Consider the following 17073-nt stretch of genomic DNA (forward strand, 5'->3'; position numbering starts at 1 on the left):
TCACCGCCGCGAAAAGGAGTGGAAAAGCTGACGTGCTCACAAAGCAGATCAAGCCACTTAATCGGTAAGATTATAGTTGCTTGTTATTGCTATAGGAAATGACCTGGATTAGCTGTTATCGCGCTTTCAACCAAAACACGCCAAAGAGATATGTCGATAAAATGCGTTTTTTTAAACATGTCAAAAGAGATCGAGAAGCCCAATGTGGGCTCCTTAGTTTTTTAACAGAACGGTCCCCAGATAATCGCCACGCCAATCAGTAGCATCACAACGCAGACAACAAACCATGCGGCGATGACCGGCGCGGCAAAGCGCAGCCAAAGATGAAGCGTAACCGGCCGTTCAGCCATCCAGCCCTTTAAATGGTTAAAATAAATAAACATATTCGTTGCTAAATTATTAACGCTATGTCTTAATGCGTCATCGGTTTGGAACACAGACCTTATGAAAGCAGTTTTAGTAAAGCAGTCCTCAGTTCAAGTGTTATCCCTAGATATCCTTCTTCGAGAGCCTCCTCCTAAGTGCCCAATAAGTAAATCTTTCACTTCAGGCCAATTTTCGCCGCTACAAGTGGCTCATCAATTAAGGAATTATCTATGTCTAACAAAATGACTGGTTTAGTAAAATGGTTTAACTCTGATAAAGGTTTTGGCTTTATCACTCCTAACGATGGCAGCAAGGATGTTTTCGTCCATTTCTCTGCCATCCAGAGCGACAACTACAAAACTCTTGATGAAGGTCAGCAAGTTTCCTTCACCATTGAAAATGGCGCCAAAGGTCCAGCAGCGGGTAACGTTACTCCGCTGTAAGCCGCGCTCATTATCAGCAGCGCTTACAATAGCGATGAAGACAATAGTCTGAGCAGATAAGCACCGCTGATAATAAAAAAACCCGCCTCGTGCGGGTTTTTTATTGCCTGAAATTTGGTGTGACTAAGGTTTGCGTAGTGAATAAAATGCTCGCCAGCGGAGTTGGTAGCTTCACCGGACGTAGAAAGTGGACACCGGTTAATAAGAAGGAAATAAGATGCTTTTGCCCGATTTGAATTTCACACAAACGCTACATCACCCGTCATTTCGACTATGAGCCGTCCGCTGTTTGTATCTCTGGACGGGCCCAAAGGGGTGGGTAAAACCACGCTGTTGGAAGCCATCACGAAAGAACTCAGGGCTGATAACATCAAGGTAATCCGGCTTTGCGAGAAAAAAAGCGATCCCTTCAGGAGAGAAACAATGGCTAAGGTGAACAGGCTGGCCAGAAATCCCTCCATGGATTTAGAGTGGGAAGTTTGTGCGCGCTTTGCTGATAGCCGTGCATGGATTTCCCAACATGTGCTGACTAAACAGCCACCGGACAGCATCATTTTGATGGATCGCTGGTACCCGTCTGATGCCGCGTTTCGCCGGATGGTTCCATTTGCTGAGATTTTACAGTTAAACATTGATCGAAACGTGCAAGCGCCGGACCTGCATGTCGGGGTTGTTACTGCGCCTGAAATTTCATGGGCAAGGGCCGCGGCCAGAACGCGCGGGTTAAGTAGTACGGTGATGCATAAGCTGGAAGATCATGTCGCTTGTACTCAGTCGTTCGAGCGAGCCGTTGCTAAACACGGCTGGGTTTTATGCCGTAATGAAGGGATGATCGAACACGCAACCCTGCAGGTTGTCAATGAGATCTACAAACTGCTGAATGACCTTTAGGCATCAGTTCTGAGACACTTTTTCTGCCGCATCCCGTTAGACCTAATAGTGGAAACTCATCACTCTGACTGAGCACTGAACACATCCGTCTATGGTTATCAGTTGCTACTCGGGCTAACTGTAGATCGGTGTAATCCCTGAAAGTTCTACAGACGCACGTCTTGTGGGTACGCTATGGCTGGGTGGGGGCTCCAGATATAACAGCGCGGTGCATAATATGCAGCTGGTGTCCGCCAACTTCCGCGTAATAAGCTGGCTATCCGTAAATGTAACGAAACCAATATATTTACCTGCAAAGGGTTTTATTGCATCCTTGCGCTTTCATATTTATACAGCTGTTCACGGATTACTTTATAATTAAATATATCACCCCTTTTTGTAGTGCCTTCCCATTATTTCACCGAGTTAATATCCATCATTGAGAAGCGCTTAACGCCTTAAACATTAAACCTCTTTCATGCAAAATTGCACATAATTTCACCCTGCATTAGCACCTAATAACGGCAGTGAATAGTCACTTAGAAAATATATAAATCTTAGATTTCATGACTTTTAGGAATTAACCTTTAGCTAAATCCGTAACAGCGCCTACAGTTTAAGTCGAGGTTGTCATAAACGTGAAAATGGAGGATGGTTAATGTCTTTTCAACACGACGGGAAAGGCTACGTCATTATTGGCGAAGCGGCACTGAGTATTGCCTTGGGACAGAGAGTTGTCAGCGTACAATCACTGATTGACGAACTGGAACATATGGCAAATGCAGGCGGCAGCAAGGCAAGGTTGTCTGATATTTCTGAAGCCACAAAATGGCTGAAGAGTTTCGAAGAGCCCGATCGCGCTGTCCATAACGTGCCATACCTGCAAACGCTTGCAGGCTTGAACGACGAAACGAACTGACGCCTAAGGACGTAGTCCGGCTCTGGCCGGAAGACGACGACGAAGATGACCTCAACGGTCGCGTTTAACGTGTACCGGCTGGAGAAAATGTCAGGGACGACACTCTACCCTTCCTTAATTAATCCCCACCGGTCATTTGGCAATATTCATTTCCCATTCCCAAATTACGTATCAAAATCTTCGTTAATTGAGGCAAGTTTTGTCTTGAAAACGATTTCATTATTTTCCCTCGAAATTTGAGACTTTTCTTTATCATCAAACAATGCGTTTACATCTGGCATAATTTAAGATAATTATCAGCAAGTTGAGCAGCAACATTAACATGCATAATTTGATAAACCGAAATCTCTAAACAATCTTAAAGACCTTAAGGACGTTTGTTACTACACTATTCTTACGGTAATCGAAAATATTGGAGGAAACGCAGTGTTATTTCATGACGAAGAACAAGGCCATATCATTATTGGCGAGGCAGTGATTAATCTTGCTGTGAATCAGAAGGAAATCAACATTCACTCCCTCATCATTGAGTTGGGCACCATGGCCGAAGGCGATGCCAGCGACAATAGACTTGCTCAGATAGCCGACGCCAGACGCTGGCTAAAAGCCTTTGTCGAAACCTCCCCACGAAACCGCGAAGAGCTACGTTGGCTTTCAGCATCCAGACATTTACGCCCTATCAACAATGATCGTTAATGGGTGACTAACGTTGATTCAGGTTAAGGATGCGCCTCAGGGCGCTCCGCATTATGTCGATAAGTAAGTGAGTTAAACAGACTTCATTCCCTGAACCTTTCATTACCCCCCTCTTCCAGTTAATCGCCTCCTCTCTCTTTGTACAAATTTACCCTTATCTTCAACAACCAGAACTGATAGCTGATCTCACAACCAAACATAACCACCTGAATAAAAAGGATAAGCATCTTTTGCTTAAAAAGAAAATCTGTACAGATAAATTAATCCTGTACAAGTTTTAAAAGATTGTCTAACTTTATGTTCAGACAGAATCGACTATCCCAACTTTTACGAGGTTCGCATGCGTCAGAGTGTTTCTAAATTTCCCGATACAGCCAGCGATATTGCACACTATTTTAGCAAAGCAAGCGCGCCAACTCAGCAAGAAACGCTAGGTCAAATTGTTGTCGAAATCCTTCGGGCAGGCAAGAACCTTAATCGTAAGGCTATCTGCACTAAACTGTTAAGACGTCTTGAAGTCGCTGCCACTCAAGAAGAAGAACGCCACTATCAGACATTGATCGGCATGCTGTTCGATCGCTAACTTTTATCTGTTGGCGAGATACGCCAGTCACGATCCCGTCGAAGGAATTCAGGCTTTGAACCGCTCATTAATGGATTTTTATCCATGAAAGGCGTGCCATAACAGAAATATGCGCTAAATTTAGTTTTGAATGACTTTTAACTGGGTAAATAGCCCAGAAAGCATGGGTTTGTTTAGCCAACACCCAACGCAATAGCGTAAACATCTTTCAAACGTTGCCGCAGAAATATCTGATCACAAGGAGAGAAAATGCAACAAAGCGCACAGCAAACGTCCCGCGAAATAGACATTACTGACTATCTCCAAAACGCAGGTGACAACCTTTCTGCGGAGAAGACACTGATTGACTCCGCCATACAGACGCTAGAGAGTCAGGGTAAGAGTGTCTCCAATAGCGCCATTATTTTGTACTTCATCTCGGAAATTGAAAACACCACTGACCCGCTGCAACTTGACGCGTTACTCAACGCGTTAAAAATGGTGGTGGGCTTTACTCCGGGTGAAGAAGAGCGTTGGGCATTTTTCTACTGGTGAGTAAAGTCTCAGGGAAATGAGGATCAGTGTTTTAATATGGATGTAGCGGTCAGAAAAGCGGGGGAATTAACACAACTCTCCCCGCTGGTAGGCGTATAGAATAGATTGGTTTCTTTAGTCTTCATCATTAGGCGTACGGCCTACAACGATTTCAAGGCAGTTGCGCAGCACATCGAGTTGCTCGATATCTGTCGCACTCTCCAGCTCCGCTATCAGACTCATAATGATGGCCTTGTTCGTCACTCTTCCTCTCTCTGCGATCAATGACTTTACGATGATACCAATGACTTCTTTTTCCTCTGCATATTGGTCACCGGTGCTGTGTAAATAACTCTGCAGGTCTGACTCGATAGTATTCTGCTGCATAAAATATCCTTACTGAGTTGCGCATTTTTGTCTCTCTCCCACGCACTTAAGCCCTTAGCCGGCGTTAATGTCGGGTTGAGTCGTCATTACCGAATTTATCTATATCAAAATTTGCCATGTGCTTCCGGTCTCCAACTTTAAGGGATTCACTCTCGGCGATTTCTTTCTTCACATCCTGCATAGCGAGAAGTATTGCGCGCGCGCGTTCTTCATCCTTTTCGGCTTTCAGCATGCATTCAAGCTTCGAGAGGAGCGCACGTCGCGAGATGCCGGCCTTTTCGCGCAGCAATGCTATTACCGCCTCGCCGATGAGAAGATCACTCAACTTTTGTTCATGGTGATTTTTCATATCACTCTCTGTTCAACATTTAGTGTTGAGAAGAGAGAGAGTTGCGGCTGAAAAACGCTGCAATATCATTTACTGAATGGCATCTACCCGGGTTCTGCTGCAAGGAAACCTCACGTGTTCATATTTTAATCAGATCGTCATGGAGTAAACTTATACAATGATCGCAATGTTGTACAGCTTTATTGGCGTGAATTGATGAATATTTAATATGAGACAGGGCAAGTAAAAAGGAATGGACTTTTATGGCAGGAAAAAAATGACCTCTGAAAGTGGAAATCTCTAACGCTTTCAGAGGCGATGCAAAGCATCATTCGTTACGTGCGGAGAGTACCGCTGGGTCAATTTATAGGAGATTAAAAAAAATGCACGGGTTATATTTTTTTTATTTTAGCTCCTATTACAGTCATTTAAATTGCATCTTTATAAAAATGAAACCGCTTCGGTTATTTATGAACTCAATCATCAAGAATATTGCTAATTTTTATTTGGTCATTCCAAATAAATGCCATTTATTAATCGATTTCTCATTTTTAAAAGACCATGTTGATAAGTAACGCACGGGTTTTACTGACGAGGATAAACGAAGCCAGGCAGGGTTTTCAGGGCTGTTCATCAAACCATTGCGGTGATGATTGAAGTGATAAAGGCCTCGTCCCCGAGCCTTTTCATTTTTATTTGTGGACCTGAGTTGCAGGCGTTAAATACTGCTACTACTCTTTTATCGCTTCATACTTGGTACGAAGGTTACACACAGCACGCACAGCGTGCGAGAGTCTTTGCATATTGTTCATACTTCCTTCCCCGCTCCAGGCGGGGATTTTTTTACATCAATAGCCTACCTGACACGGAACCAGATGGCATACATCGCCGGTAAAAACACCAGCGTCATAATGGTGCCGCCCAGCGTCCCGCCAATTAGCGTGTAAGCCAGCGTGCCCCAGAACACGGAGTGCGTCAGTGGAATGAATGCCAGAATCGCCGCTAGCGCTGTCAGCAGAACCGGCCGGGCGCGCTGCACCGTTGCCTCAACGATAGCCTTGAAAGGATCGTGGCCTTCTCGCTCATTCTGATGAATTTGTCCGATCAGGATCAGCGTATTACGCATCAGAATCCCTGACAGCGCGATCAGCCCAACCAGTGCATTGATGCCAAAGGGCTGCTGGAATAGCAGCAGCATGGGCACAACGCCAACCAGCCCGAGCGGCGCGGTCAGAAAAACCATCACCATCGCTGCCATGGAACGCACCTGCAGGATGATGATCAGCAGCGTCAGGGCAATCATAATTGGGAACAGCGGCAGCATCGCTTTGGTCGCTTTACCCGACTCCTCAATCGAGCCCGCCTGTTCAATACGGTACCCCGGTAGCAGTGACGCGATTAATGGCTGAAGTTCCCGGCTCAACGCACTTGAGACATCCGGTGGCTGCAATCCGTCAGCAATATCGCCGCGCACCGTTATGGTTGGCGTTCTATCGCGGCGACGCAGCAGCGGATCTTCCATGCGGATGTCGATTTCACCGAGTTGCGAGAGTGAAATGCGCTGCCCATCGGCTCCGGCTAGCGTCAGAGCGTCAAGGCGCGCGGGATCGAGGCGCACCTCTCCGGCTGCACGACCAACCACTTCCACAGATCGGATATCTTCACGAATCGCCGTGATAGATGCCCCGCTTAGCAGGAACTGCAGTTGACGAGCCGCTCCGGCAGGCGTTAGCCCCATCGCCTGCAGCCGATCCTGATCCAGCCTGAAATGCATTACCGGTACACGTGAACCCCAGTCGGTGTTGACGGTGCGCATCATCGGGCTGGCCTGCATCAGTACTTTCACTTTCGCGGCCAGCTGGCGCAGTACGTCTGGATCGGGACCCATCACCCGGTAAGCGACCGGATAAGGCGAATAGGGACCGAAAACCAGCTGTGTAACGCGCACCTGCGCTTCAGGCGCGAGCCCATCTGCTGCCGCTTGTCGCAGACGCTGCTTCAGCGCATCGCGATCGTGCTCGCCGTTGGTCAGCACCACGATTTTGGCAAAAGAGGGATCCGGCAATTCCGGGGCCATCGCCAGATAGAAACGCGGCGCACCCTGCCCGATATACGCGGTTAACGTGCGGGTTTCTTTTTGCTTTTTCAGCCAGTGCTCAATTCGCGCCGTGGTCTGGCTGGTCTGCTCTATTGAGGTGCCGTAAGGCATTTGCACTTCAACCAGCACCTCAGGACGATCGGAGGTCGGGAAGAACTGTTTTTTCACCAGCCCCATGCCAATGATCGCCAGCACAAAGCAGCTAATCACCGCGCCTGCCACCCACCACTTATGCGCGATGACTTTGGTTAGCAGTCGTCTAAAGCGATTGTAGTGGCGGGTGTTATAGATTGCCGCGTGGCCACCGACTACCGGCTTGATGTCGGGCAGCATCTTCACGCCCAGATAAGGGGTAAACAATACTGCCACCACCCACGAGGCAATCAGGGCAATCCCCACGATCCAGAACATATTGCTGGTGTATTCACCGGCGGTGGACTGCGCAAAGCCGTTGGGCATGAAGCCGATCGCGGTTACCAGCGTGCCGGCCAGCATCGGCGCGGCTGTATGGCTCCAGGCGTAGGCCGATGCTTTGATGCGGTCATAGCCCTCTTCCATTTTCACCACCATCATTTCTATCGCAATGATGGCGTCATCAACCAGTAAACCCAGTGCGAGGATGAGTGAACCCAGCGTGATGCGGTCAAAGTTTTTTCCCGTGGCGGCCATCACCACAAATACTACGGCAAGCGTCAGCGGAACCGCGGCAGCAACCACGATGCCAACGCGCCAGCCCATGCTGACAAAGCACACCACCATCACCACCAGCAAAGCCACGAAGAACTTCACCATGAACTCATCGACAGCCGAACTGATGTTAACCGCCTGGTCGGAAACGTTGGTGAGCGTCATGCCCAGCGGCATGTCGCTATTTATATTTCGGACCTCTTGTTCCAGCGCCTTACCCAGCTCAAGACCGTTCCAGCCTTCCCTCATCACCACGCTCAACATCAGTGCAGGTTCACCCTCATTACGGATGAGAAAATCGGGCGGATCGACATAGCCACGTTCGACCTTGGCCACGTCGACAAGCCGTAGCGTGTGATTACCGGAGACGACCGGCGTGTTGCGGATTTTTTCGAGCGTATCCAGCGCTCCGTCGAGGCGGATAAACACCTCGGGCCCGCGCGTTTGTATCGAACCGGCGGGTGACAGGGCATTTTGCCCGTTCAGGGCGTTAAATATCTGTTCCGGTGTAATGCCCAGCGTAGCGAGGCGATCGCTGGAAAAGGAGACATAAATACGTTCTGCCTGCTCGCCGGTAATAGTGACTTTTTTTACGCCCGCAACGTGTAGCAGCTGCTGGCGGAGTTTTTCGGCATCACGAGACAGAAATCGCTGCGGTTCTCCCTTTGCTTTCAGTGCATAGAGGGCAAAAACCACATCCGAGAATTCATCGTTAACCATCGGCCCGATCACACCCGCCGGCAGGTTGCGCGCCTCATCGCTGAGCTTTTTGCGTGCCTGGTAAAACTGCTCCTGCACTTCAGAAGGTGGCGTGCTGTCCTGCAGGGAAAGCATGGTGTATGCCATTCCGGGACGAGTATAGGTCTCGGTGCGGTCATACCACTTCAGCTCCTGCAGTCGCTTCTCCAGCGGCTCAGCCACCTGATCCTGCATCTCCTGCGCGGTGGCGCCAGGCCAGGCGGTGATCACCGTCAGCTGCTTGACGGTAAAGGGGGGATCTTCCGCTCTTCCCAGACCCAGAAAAGCCACTACGCCAGCGACCGTAACGAGAATGATCAGGAACAGCGTGACCGATCGTTCACGCACCGCCAGCGCCGACAGATTAAAGCGATTGTGGCTCATGGCGTGGCTCCTTGCGACCCAGGCGTTCCGATGCGGACGGCTTCGCCTTCATGCAGCAGGTGTGCGCCCAGCGCGGCCACCTGTTCCCCGCTTTGAAGCGGACCCGACACGCGCGCACTGTCGTCGCTGATGCCGAGCAGCGTCACGGCCCGCCAGGTGACTTTGGCGGGTTTGCCTTCCACCAGCCAGACGCCAGCACCGCGTCCCGCATCCCAAACCGCACTGAGCGGTACTGACCAGGATTCTGGCGTCGTCGCAGACTCCGGGATACGCAGGGTTACGGTTGAACCCAGTGGAGCACTGGCTGCGGCACCGCTTAGCACATAGCGTGCTTCGTAGGTGCGGGTTGCTGCATCCGCCGAGTCTGACAACTCGCGCAGCCTGGCATCATTCTCGATCCCACTGCCATACAGGATGGCTGTGGCCGGCGATCCCACCTGCGGGCGCAATGTCTCCGGCAGACTGACCATCGCCTCACGCTGACCGGCGCGGGCGAGGCGCACAACCGTTTGACCGGCGCTAACCACCTGACCTGGGTCGGCCAACGTATCCACCACCACGCCATCGGCATCAGCACTCAGTACGGCATATTGCGAGGCGTTGAGCGCCACGCGTGCCTGCGCCTGCGCGGCGCTCAGATCGGCACGCGCGGCATCTGCCGCTGCACGAATTTGACTGTAAGAGGATGCAGAGACCGCGCCAGAACCCACCAATCCACGATAGCGTTTCTCATCATCGCCGGTCTGGCGCGCGCGTGCCTGGGCGGCGTTTACCGCACCCTCTGCAGCGCGGACCTGCAGCGCGAGATCAGCCGGATCGAGCCTCATCAGCAGCTGGCCGCGTTTGACGCTTTGCCCCTTATCAACCAGACGCTCAAGCACCTTGCCCGACACGCGAAAACCCAGGTCGCTCTGAAAACGTGCGGCCACAATGCCGGTAAAAACGCGAGATTGACCCGCCGCAGGCTCGACGGTCGCCGTCCTGATGAGTGGCGGCCGGGAGCGCGGATCGTCAGCGGCTGATAGAGGTTCGCCGCAACCAGTCAGAATGACCGGCAGCAGGCAGATGACGGACAACAAAGGGAGATGCCGGAGCATGGGTTACCTTACTCAAGGGAAGTATGAGGACGCCATTCTCTGACTAGTGACCAATTATGTCAATGGTCACAAATTACGGAGCGAGACTTCTAAGTACTAATGCAGCCAATTGGCTTGCATCTTCTCCGGCCGTATCAAGTGAGGATTGCAATTGAAGTGGATCGGCAAGAGGTCTGACTACCAGATAGACGGCGGCGGCCGTTTCATCCAGCGGCGTTTTACGCTCAAATTCCCCGGCAGTGCGTCCTGCGCGCAGGATGGCGAGCACGATTTCACGCAGGGAATCCTCATATTGCACAGCAGCAGGCCAGTGCTCACGCGAGGAAGCGGCGGCAATGTCATACAGCCGCCGCTCGCGGAAAAACAGCTCGCAGCCTGCCACAGCAAGCGTCTGAAACAGCTGCTTTATTTTTTCCGTGGCGGAAGGTGACTGCTCCAGCGCAGCGTTCAGCCTTTCCGTGATATCCGTAAGGCAATTGGCGCAGATGACTTCACCGATTTCCTGCTTTGAACCGAAAAACTTGTAAATGTAGGCTTTGGAGAAGCCGATTGATCGCGCGAGATCGGATACGGTGGTTTTCTCAAAGCCGTAATGGCTAAAGTACTCCATGGCGGCAGCCACAATCTGATCGCGGATGGTGTGATCGGAAGGCCCACGCGTGGCGGCGGTAGTTTTTTTCTCTGTCATATTTCAACTTTGCTCGGTGAGCTGATGTAAACGATGAGTGACCAGTGGATATTTTGGTCACAATTTCTCATCGCTTCAAGGCCTGATTGCTATCATCACAATCTCAGCGAAATCTCTGGAAAACCGCTTTTGGTCATGTCGTGCGCCCTGCCCGACATAACGCTGGCGTAAACCGACCGGGCTGCGGGAATTATCATCTACGCTTCTTAAGTGAAATTTAACTTTTACCCGGAGAGCGTAGTGCCAACTTTGAATTCCAGTCCTCAATCCGATCTGAAACGTTCATTCATAGCCACCCTTCCACTGGGTATCGGTATGATGGCGGCAATTGATGAAGTGGTATTTCATCAGATTCTGGCCTGGCATCACTTCTTTGACTGGGGCACACCCGCGTTTAGCCTGCTTTCAGATGGATTATTGCACGCAGGCGAGCTGATTCTTTTCGTGCTTGGTTTTTTCATGTTTGCGGACCTGCGAAGCCGTGGAAAACTCAACCGCACGGCAGCATGGGCAGGATTCATTATGGGTTTGGGGGCTTTTCAACTGTTTGATGGGATTGTTGATCACAAGCTGCTCAGGCTGCATCAGATCCGCTATGTTGATAACGTGCTGCTTTATGACCTTATCTGGAATCTGTCTGCTGTGCTGTTATTGGTGGCAGGCTTGCTGATTTATCGTCACGCGCGGTCTGCTCTATCCGCTAAAACGGAAGTTTGATCCGTGGATCCCATGATGCATCCTGCGGCGATGCCTCATTCAGTCGCGCTATTTATTCTTTTGGTCATAGCTCCTGCTGTCATCCTCTTTTTTTATTTGATCGCCGCTGTCCGTTTATGCCGGGTTGCCCACTGGAGCGCCTGGCGCATGGCCAGCTTCACCGCCGGCACCGTCATGATCGTGGCATCCATGCTGCCGCCTTTGGCTAACTGGGCGCATCATGACTTACGCGGTCATATGTTGCAGCATCTGTTACTTGGTATGTTTGGACCTCTCGGATTGGTATTTGGGGCGCCCGGCTCACTGATATTACGCACTCTAACCGCACGGTGGGCGCGCGCTATGATGACTATTCTCCGCACCCGCCCGATACGCTTTTTAATCCATCCATTTACCGCTGCTTCGCTGGATATTGGCGGGATGTATCTTCTTTATCTCACTCCGTTATATGCGTTTAGCATGGCCATTCCTGCCCTGTTTATTTTCCTGCATCTGCATTTTGTCCTCTCCGGCTACCTGTTTACCTGGTCTGTTGCCGGGCCCGATCCCGCGCCTCACCGTCCATCGAGAACTGTGCGTCTGGCGGCAATTTTTTTTGCTACGACCGCTCACGCTATTCTTGCGAAGTTGATGTACGGCTTCGGATACCCACGTGGAACCTTAGCCAGCTCTGAAGAAATTCAGCAGGCTGCGCAGTGGATGTATTACGGCGGAGATATTGCCGAGTTTTGCATTATCTTCGGCTTTTTTGCCGCGTGGTTCCGGCAACGCAGCACGCTGCCAGAAATGCTGGTGGGGAAATAATGACCATTCCATGACAAAATTATTTGCCAATATGAAAAGTAATAACATTTGTAGGTAAGACGTGGTTACCGTAATCAATAATGTGGCTATCATTGCCCCTTTGAACACCCGCTGGCTCCAAAGGACTGTCTGCTGCTATGCCTGTAAACTTTGACCTTAACGATCTTTATGCCTTCCGTGCGCTGGTTGAATACAGTAATTTTCGGCTTGCCGCTGAGTCCATCTGCCTTTCTCAGTCAGCATTGAGTCGTAGGATAGAAAAGCTGGAATCCGCGTTAGGGATCAAGTTGTTCGACAGAACGACCCGGCGTGTCACGTTGACACTATATGGACGGACCTTTGCTGAACGCTCAGATCAGCTGCTGGCGAATGTTGAACTGGTATTAGCGGATATTAATAAGGTGAGTCAGGATCGTGTAGGGCTGGTCACCGTTGCCACTGTGCCCTCGGCAGCCTACTATTTTATGCCCGATGTTATCCGCCGTTTCCAGACACGCTATCCACGGGTGCGTGTGAAAATCATTGATAGTAGCGCTGGAAACGTCATTGAAGCAGTGGCCAATGGTCAGGCAGACTTCGGCATCTGTTTTGCCAGGGATCTGCAAACCACTATCGAATTTATACCCTTGACGAGCGATGTCTACGTGGCGGCCTGCAGGCGGGATCATCCATTAGCCAATAAAAAAAACCTGACCTGGCGAGAGTTTTATCAGCAGGATTACATTGAGCTGGATAAGACCTCCGGTAACCGCCATCTACTTGATAAGATGCTGGATCACATCGTTCCTGAGCGCCCCAGTATCTGCGAAACCCGTCATGTGACCACCATGCTAGGTATGGTTGAAGCGGGTATCGGCATGGCTGCCGTACCCGCTATGTCGATGCCGATGTCAGAGCATTCAGTACTCACACACCTTTCACTCACTGAGCCGGTGGTAAAGCGTACGGTTGGCCTGATCAGGCGCAGTGGCCGTATGCAATCCTACATTGCAGCTGAGTTAGAGAAGCTGATCACTGAACAGTATCGTGTTGTTTAACTGGCAGTTCAGCCGTCACCGATCGCAATCCGGTAGCGCGCACAGTATCTTGCGCCTCAGCCGAAGAGAGGAAGTTGAGTAACGCTTTGCCCTCCTGCCCGTTTGTTGCTTTGGCGGTCACCGCACCGGCAAAACGGGTAACGTATTGCACATCTTCAGGCAGTTCACCCACAAAGGTGACGCCCAGCACAGGTAGCAATTCACTCACTTGCTGGAAACCGACGGCATAATTGCCTTTAGCCACTTCGGATGCCACCGGAATGCGCTCTACCCTATGCGCTTTTGTTTTTACCTGGTCTTCTATTCCCAGTTTTTTAAACAGTTGGCTGCTGACATAGCGGCCGCTGGCACTGTCAGAATAAGCAATAGATTTGGCCTGCAAAAGGGCATTACGCAGATCTGCATCCGTTTTAATATTTAGTTTAGGCTCACCTTCTTTAACGACCATACCAATTGAAGAGTCGGCTAGCTCAACGCGCGAGCCCGGCTGAAGCCAGTTATCCTTCTCCAGGTTTTTTAGCGCATCACCGACCATAATCACCACATCCGCCTTCTCCCCGCGCGCCAGGCGCGCTGGAATCGCCTGAGGCGTTCTCCCCATCGAGGGGCCAGAGATCAAAATGATCTTGTCGCCGCTTTTTGCTTCAAATTGTGGAGCCAGTTTTTCCAGCGCCGCTTTAAATCCGCCCGAAATCATAACGGTGACATCTTTGGCCGCCGCTGAAAAACTAACGGAACTCACTAACAGCGTAATGAGAAGTGAACGATGTATTTTTTGCATGATGTTATTCCTGAACTAACCAGCGGTTTGAAGTGATAACGCGCTGCGACGGTATAAATAGAGGGTGGCCAGTAATGCACAAATCGCAGCAAAGCTCATCCAGTAGCCGGGTGAAGCCTTATCGCCGGTGTACTCAATCAGTGCAGTTGAAATGACTGGCGTAAATCCACCGAAAATAGCCGTAGCCAGGCTGTAGGCCAGAGAGAAGCCAGCAACTCGCACTTCTACCGGCATAATCTCTGTTAATGCCGGGATCATGGCGCCGTTATACAGACCGTAAAGGAAGGAGAGCCACAACAGCACTGTCAGCATCATGGAAAAGCTGGGTGCTTCAGCAAGCAGGTTAAGTGCCGGATAAGCAGTCATCAGCGCCAGCATCGCCATGGTCACCAATACTGGCTTACGGCCATAGCGGTCTGACAGGGCTCCCCCAACCGGTAGCCAGAAGAAGTTTGATACCGCAACCAGCAGAGTCACCAGCAGACTGTCAGAAGCGCTCAGCATCAGCACTTTTTTACCAAAGGTAGGGGCATATACGGTGATCAGATAAAACGCGGTGGTGGTCATGGCGACCATCAACATTCCGGCGATAACCACCTGCCAGTTTGCTAACAGCGTTTTAAACACGTCACGCATCGCCAGGTGGTTGCGGCGAGCAGTGAACGCTTCGGTCTCCTCCAGTTTACGGCGCAGAACAAAAATGAACGGAACAATCAGGCAGCCGAACAGGAAAGGCAAACGCCATCCCCACTCGCGAAGGGTGCTTTCTTCCATGGCCGCATTCAGTGCGAAGCCCATGGCCGCTGCCACCATAATGGCCACTTGCTGGCTGCCAGATTGCCAGCTGGTGTAAAAACCTTTACGGCCGGGCGTGGCAATTTCTGCCAGATAGACGGATACGCCGCCTAACTCTGCGCCCGCTGAGAAGCCTTGCAATAAGCGACCACACAGCACTAAAAAGGGTGCCCAGAGCCCAATCGTTTGATAAGACGGAATGAGAACAATCAGGAAGGTCCCCGCCGCCATGATCGACAAGGTAACAATGAGCCCTTTACGTCTGCCGACTTTATCAATATACGCGCCCAGCACAATCGCGCCGACCGGACGCATTAAAAACCCCGCGCCAAAGACCGCGAAGGTCATCATCAGCGAAGCAAATTCACTGCTGGCCGGAAAGAAAGTATGGGCGATATAAGTGGCATAAAACCCGAAAAGGAAAAAATCGAATTGTTCCAGAAAGTTGCCAGAAGTCACCCGCAGTATCGCACTGCATCGGGTTCGGGCCGTCATGGGTAGGTTAGAGGAATGCATGTTTATCTCCAGTTTGTCATTAGCGCTTTTACAGCGCCTGCTTCTGCAGACTGGATGAGCAAAACAAACTATATAAGCGCAATAAACTCATGAGTTGATGCGTTTACTGCATTAATCTGCGTTAGCAAATTCATTAACAAGCTGCAACGGGCCTTTAACAGCCCCTCACTTCTTAGCGTTACTTTTTGAGGGCTAAAAACGTCATACGTATTTTGTGACAAGGCTCATATCCGGTGAGGATGAAAATGACGGCGGTCGGGAAACGTCGTTTTCGGAATCTTAAAATCGCCAGGAATGCGCTGCTGTTCACATTCCGTGCAAATAAAATTTTTGGCACCGCCTTCTTCGCTGCAAGAAAGATACGACGCGGTCAAATATTTCTCTTTTGTTACTTTATTGGAAATAAATTGTTAATAGAAACACCCCATCACCTCTGAAATTCGGGATGCCGGGAAAGGGAGGAGTGTTTATTTACTTTTTATTAACACAATTAACCTTTAAATTTAACAAAACTGGGCATTGTTCACATTTTGATCACAATCATGCGAAAACCGGTGTCTCCTTCAGTTAATCTCTGAGTGTGAATTGAATACCAACCGTCCGCTCCCTACTGCAAAACATCATAAGAAAGGTATCGCAATGAAATTTAACCTCGCATTAGTCAGTGCATGTGTGGTTTCAGCATGCATGTTATTCACAACACCCTCTTTCGCCGCTAAGCCTTACGATATTGCCGTGGTCGCCAAAGTCACCGGCATCCCATGGTTTACCCGCATGGAAGTCGGCGTGAAAGAGGCCGCGCAAAAACTGGATGTCAACGCTTATCAAGTCGGCGGCTCCACTCCAGACCCGGCCCAGCAAGTCAAAGTGATTGAAGATTTGATTGCTAAAAAAGTCGACGCCATCATCGTGGTGCCAAACGATGCCAAAGTATTGGAGCCGGTATTAAAGAAAGCGCGTGACCAGGGCATCGTGGTATTAACCCATGAATCGCCGGACCAGCAAATTGGTCAATGGGATATCGAAACCATCGACAGCCAGAAATATGCTGAAGCCAATATGGACGAACTGGCAAAAGATATGGGTAGCAAAGGAGGGTACGCCATTTATGTTGGATCCCTGACTGTGCCGCTGCATAACGCGTGGGCGGATGCTGCGATCAAATATCAGAAAGAAAAGTACCCGGATATGCATGAAGTAACGTCTCGCCTGCCGGTGGCGGAAAATATTGATAAGTCATACTCCACCACGTTGGATTTAATGAAGACCTATCCCGACCTGAAAGGGATTATCGGTTTCGGTTCGCTCGGCCCGATTGGTGCGGGTCAGGCGGTTCAACAGAAACGCGCTAAAAATAAAATCGCCGTTGTTGGTATCGCTATGCCCGCTCAAGCTGCTCCGTATTTAATGCGCGGTGATATTAAGAAAGCGCTGCTGTGGGATCCAAAAGATGCCGGCTATGCCTTAGTAACGGTCGCTGATCAGCTATTGCAGGGTAAAGAAGTCACCAAAGATCTGACTATTGAAGGGCTGGGGAAAGCCGACGTAGATATGGATAAAAAAGTCATTCGCTTTAATAAAATTCTGGAAGTGACACCAGAGAATGCGAAATCACTTGGATTCTGA

18 protein-coding genes are annotated in these 17073 nt (G+C 50.2%); 10 read left to right on the forward strand and 8 right to left on the reverse strand.

The window, feature by feature from the left end:
• Positions 1-221: 221 nt before the first annotated feature.
• On the reverse strand, positions 222-350 hold the full coding sequence (locus ACVLVH_RS03225) for a hypothetical protein (protein WP_256377441.1): 129 nt from the start codon (positions 348-350) through the stop codon (positions 222-224).
• Between the two features lie 246 nt (positions 351-596).
• Between ACVLVH_RS03225 and cspE the strand changes: the two genes are divergently transcribed.
• From cspE to ACVLVH_RS03255, 6 genes are all read left to right on the forward strand, one after another.
• Complete coding sequence (gene cspE / locus ACVLVH_RS03230) at positions 597-809, forward strand: transcription antiterminator/RNA stability regulator CspE (RefSeq protein ID WP_007885867.1); 213 nt, start codon at positions 597-599, stop codon at positions 807-809.
• Positions 810-1082: 273 nt separating this feature from the next.
• Positions 1083-1700, forward strand: coding sequence for a dTMP kinase (locus ACVLVH_RS03235; RefSeq protein ID WP_498948716.1), 618 nt, complete (start codon positions 1083-1085; stop codon positions 1698-1700).
• A gap of 637 nt (positions 1701-2337) precedes the next feature.
• Entirely contained in the window at positions 2338-2598 is a 261-nt protein-coding gene (locus ACVLVH_RS03240) for a hypothetical protein (protein ID WP_192235272.1), read from the forward strand.
• A gap of 426 nt (positions 2599-3024) precedes the next feature.
• Positions 3025-3294: a hypothetical protein gene (locus tag ACVLVH_RS03245; protein ID WP_309837070.1), complete on the forward strand. Its 270-nt coding sequence runs from the start codon at positions 3025-3027 to the stop codon at positions 3292-3294.
• Positions 3295-3634: 340 nt separating this feature from the next.
• Positions 3635-3877 (forward strand): regulatory protein YcgZ, encoded by a 243-nt coding sequence (gene ycgZ, locus ACVLVH_RS03250; protein ID WP_101761241.1) that lies wholly within the window; start codon positions 3635-3637, stop codon positions 3875-3877.
• Between the two features lie 249 nt (positions 3878-4126).
• On the forward strand, positions 4127-4411 hold the full coding sequence (locus ACVLVH_RS03255) for a biofilm development regulator YmgB/AriR family protein (protein ID WP_101761240.1): 285 nt from the start codon (positions 4127-4129) through the stop codon (positions 4409-4411).
• Positions 4412-4525: 114 nt separating this feature from the next.
• On the opposite strand, the gene ACVLVH_RS03260 is transcribed toward ACVLVH_RS03255, so the two are convergent.
• The 5 genes from ACVLVH_RS03260 to ACVLVH_RS03280 form a co-directional block, all read right to left on the reverse strand.
• Complete coding sequence (locus tag ACVLVH_RS03260) at positions 4526-4777, reverse strand: biofilm development regulator YmgB/AriR family protein (RefSeq protein ID WP_137387092.1); 252 nt, start codon at positions 4775-4777, stop codon at positions 4526-4528.
• Positions 4778-4841: 64 nt separating this feature from the next.
• Positions 4842-5126, reverse strand: coding sequence for a hypothetical protein (locus ACVLVH_RS03265; RefSeq protein WP_309837075.1), 285 nt, complete (start codon positions 5124-5126; stop codon positions 4842-4844).
• 835 nt (positions 5127-5961) lie between these two features.
• A complete protein-coding gene (locus ACVLVH_RS03270) occupies positions 5962-9012 on the reverse strand; it encodes an efflux RND transporter permease subunit (RefSeq protein ID WP_498948717.1) in 3051 nt (1016 codons plus the stop codon).
• A complete protein-coding gene (locus ACVLVH_RS03275) occupies positions 9009-10109 on the reverse strand; it encodes an efflux RND transporter periplasmic adaptor subunit (protein WP_309837079.1) in 1101 nt (366 codons plus the stop codon). Before ACVLVH_RS03275 ends, ACVLVH_RS03270 begins: the two co-directional genes overlap by 4 nt.
• Before the next feature lie 73 nt (positions 10110-10182).
• Positions 10183-10797 (reverse strand): TetR/AcrR family transcriptional regulator, encoded by a 615-nt coding sequence (locus tag ACVLVH_RS03280; RefSeq protein WP_210080153.1) that lies wholly within the window; start codon positions 10795-10797, stop codon positions 10183-10185.
• A 240-nt stretch (positions 10798-11037) separates the two neighbouring features.
• Between ACVLVH_RS03280 and ACVLVH_RS03285 the strand changes: the two genes are divergently transcribed.
• From ACVLVH_RS03285 to psrA, 3 genes are all read left to right on the forward strand, one after another.
• The gene (locus ACVLVH_RS03285) at positions 11038-11514 is read left to right on the forward strand and encodes a DUF2243 domain-containing protein (RefSeq protein ID WP_462063187.1); all 477 of its coding nucleotides are present in this window, start codon (positions 11038-11040) and stop codon (positions 11512-11514) included.
• A 12-nt stretch (positions 11515-11526) separates the two neighbouring features.
• Positions 11527-12318 (forward strand): cytochrome c oxidase assembly protein, encoded by a 792-nt coding sequence (locus ACVLVH_RS03290; RefSeq protein ID WP_498948718.1) that lies wholly within the window; start codon positions 11527-11529, stop codon positions 12316-12318.
• A gap of 137 nt (positions 12319-12455) precedes the next feature.
• On the forward strand, positions 12456-13355 hold the full coding sequence (gene psrA / locus ACVLVH_RS03295; protein WP_192414583.1) for an L-proline-binding transcription factor PsrA: 900 nt from the start codon (positions 12456-12458) through the stop codon (positions 13353-13355).
• Here the strand turns inward: psrA and ACVLVH_RS03300 are convergent.
• Together ACVLVH_RS03300 and ACVLVH_RS03305 are read right to left on the reverse strand one after the other, a co-directional pair.
• Positions 13330-14136, reverse strand: coding sequence for a substrate-binding domain-containing protein (locus tag ACVLVH_RS03300; RefSeq protein ID WP_192414585.1), 807 nt, complete (start codon positions 14134-14136; stop codon positions 13330-13332). The genes psrA and ACVLVH_RS03300 overlap by 26 nt on opposite strands.
• A 15-nt stretch (positions 14137-14151) precedes the next feature.
• On the reverse strand, positions 14152-15447 hold the full coding sequence (locus ACVLVH_RS03305; RefSeq protein ID WP_192235286.1) for an MFS transporter: 1296 nt from the start codon (positions 15445-15447) through the stop codon (positions 14152-14154).
• Between the two features lie 639 nt (positions 15448-16086).
• On the opposite strand from ACVLVH_RS03305, the gene ACVLVH_RS03310 reads away from it, so the two are divergent.
• Positions 16087-17073 carry an autoinducer 2 ABC transporter substrate-binding protein gene (locus ACVLVH_RS03310; RefSeq protein WP_192235288.1) on the forward strand — a complete coding sequence of 329 codons (987 nt, stop codon included), beginning with the start codon at positions 16087-16089 and terminating at the stop codon, positions 17071-17073.

This window comes from Kluyvera sp. 1366 (assembly GCF_054823405.1).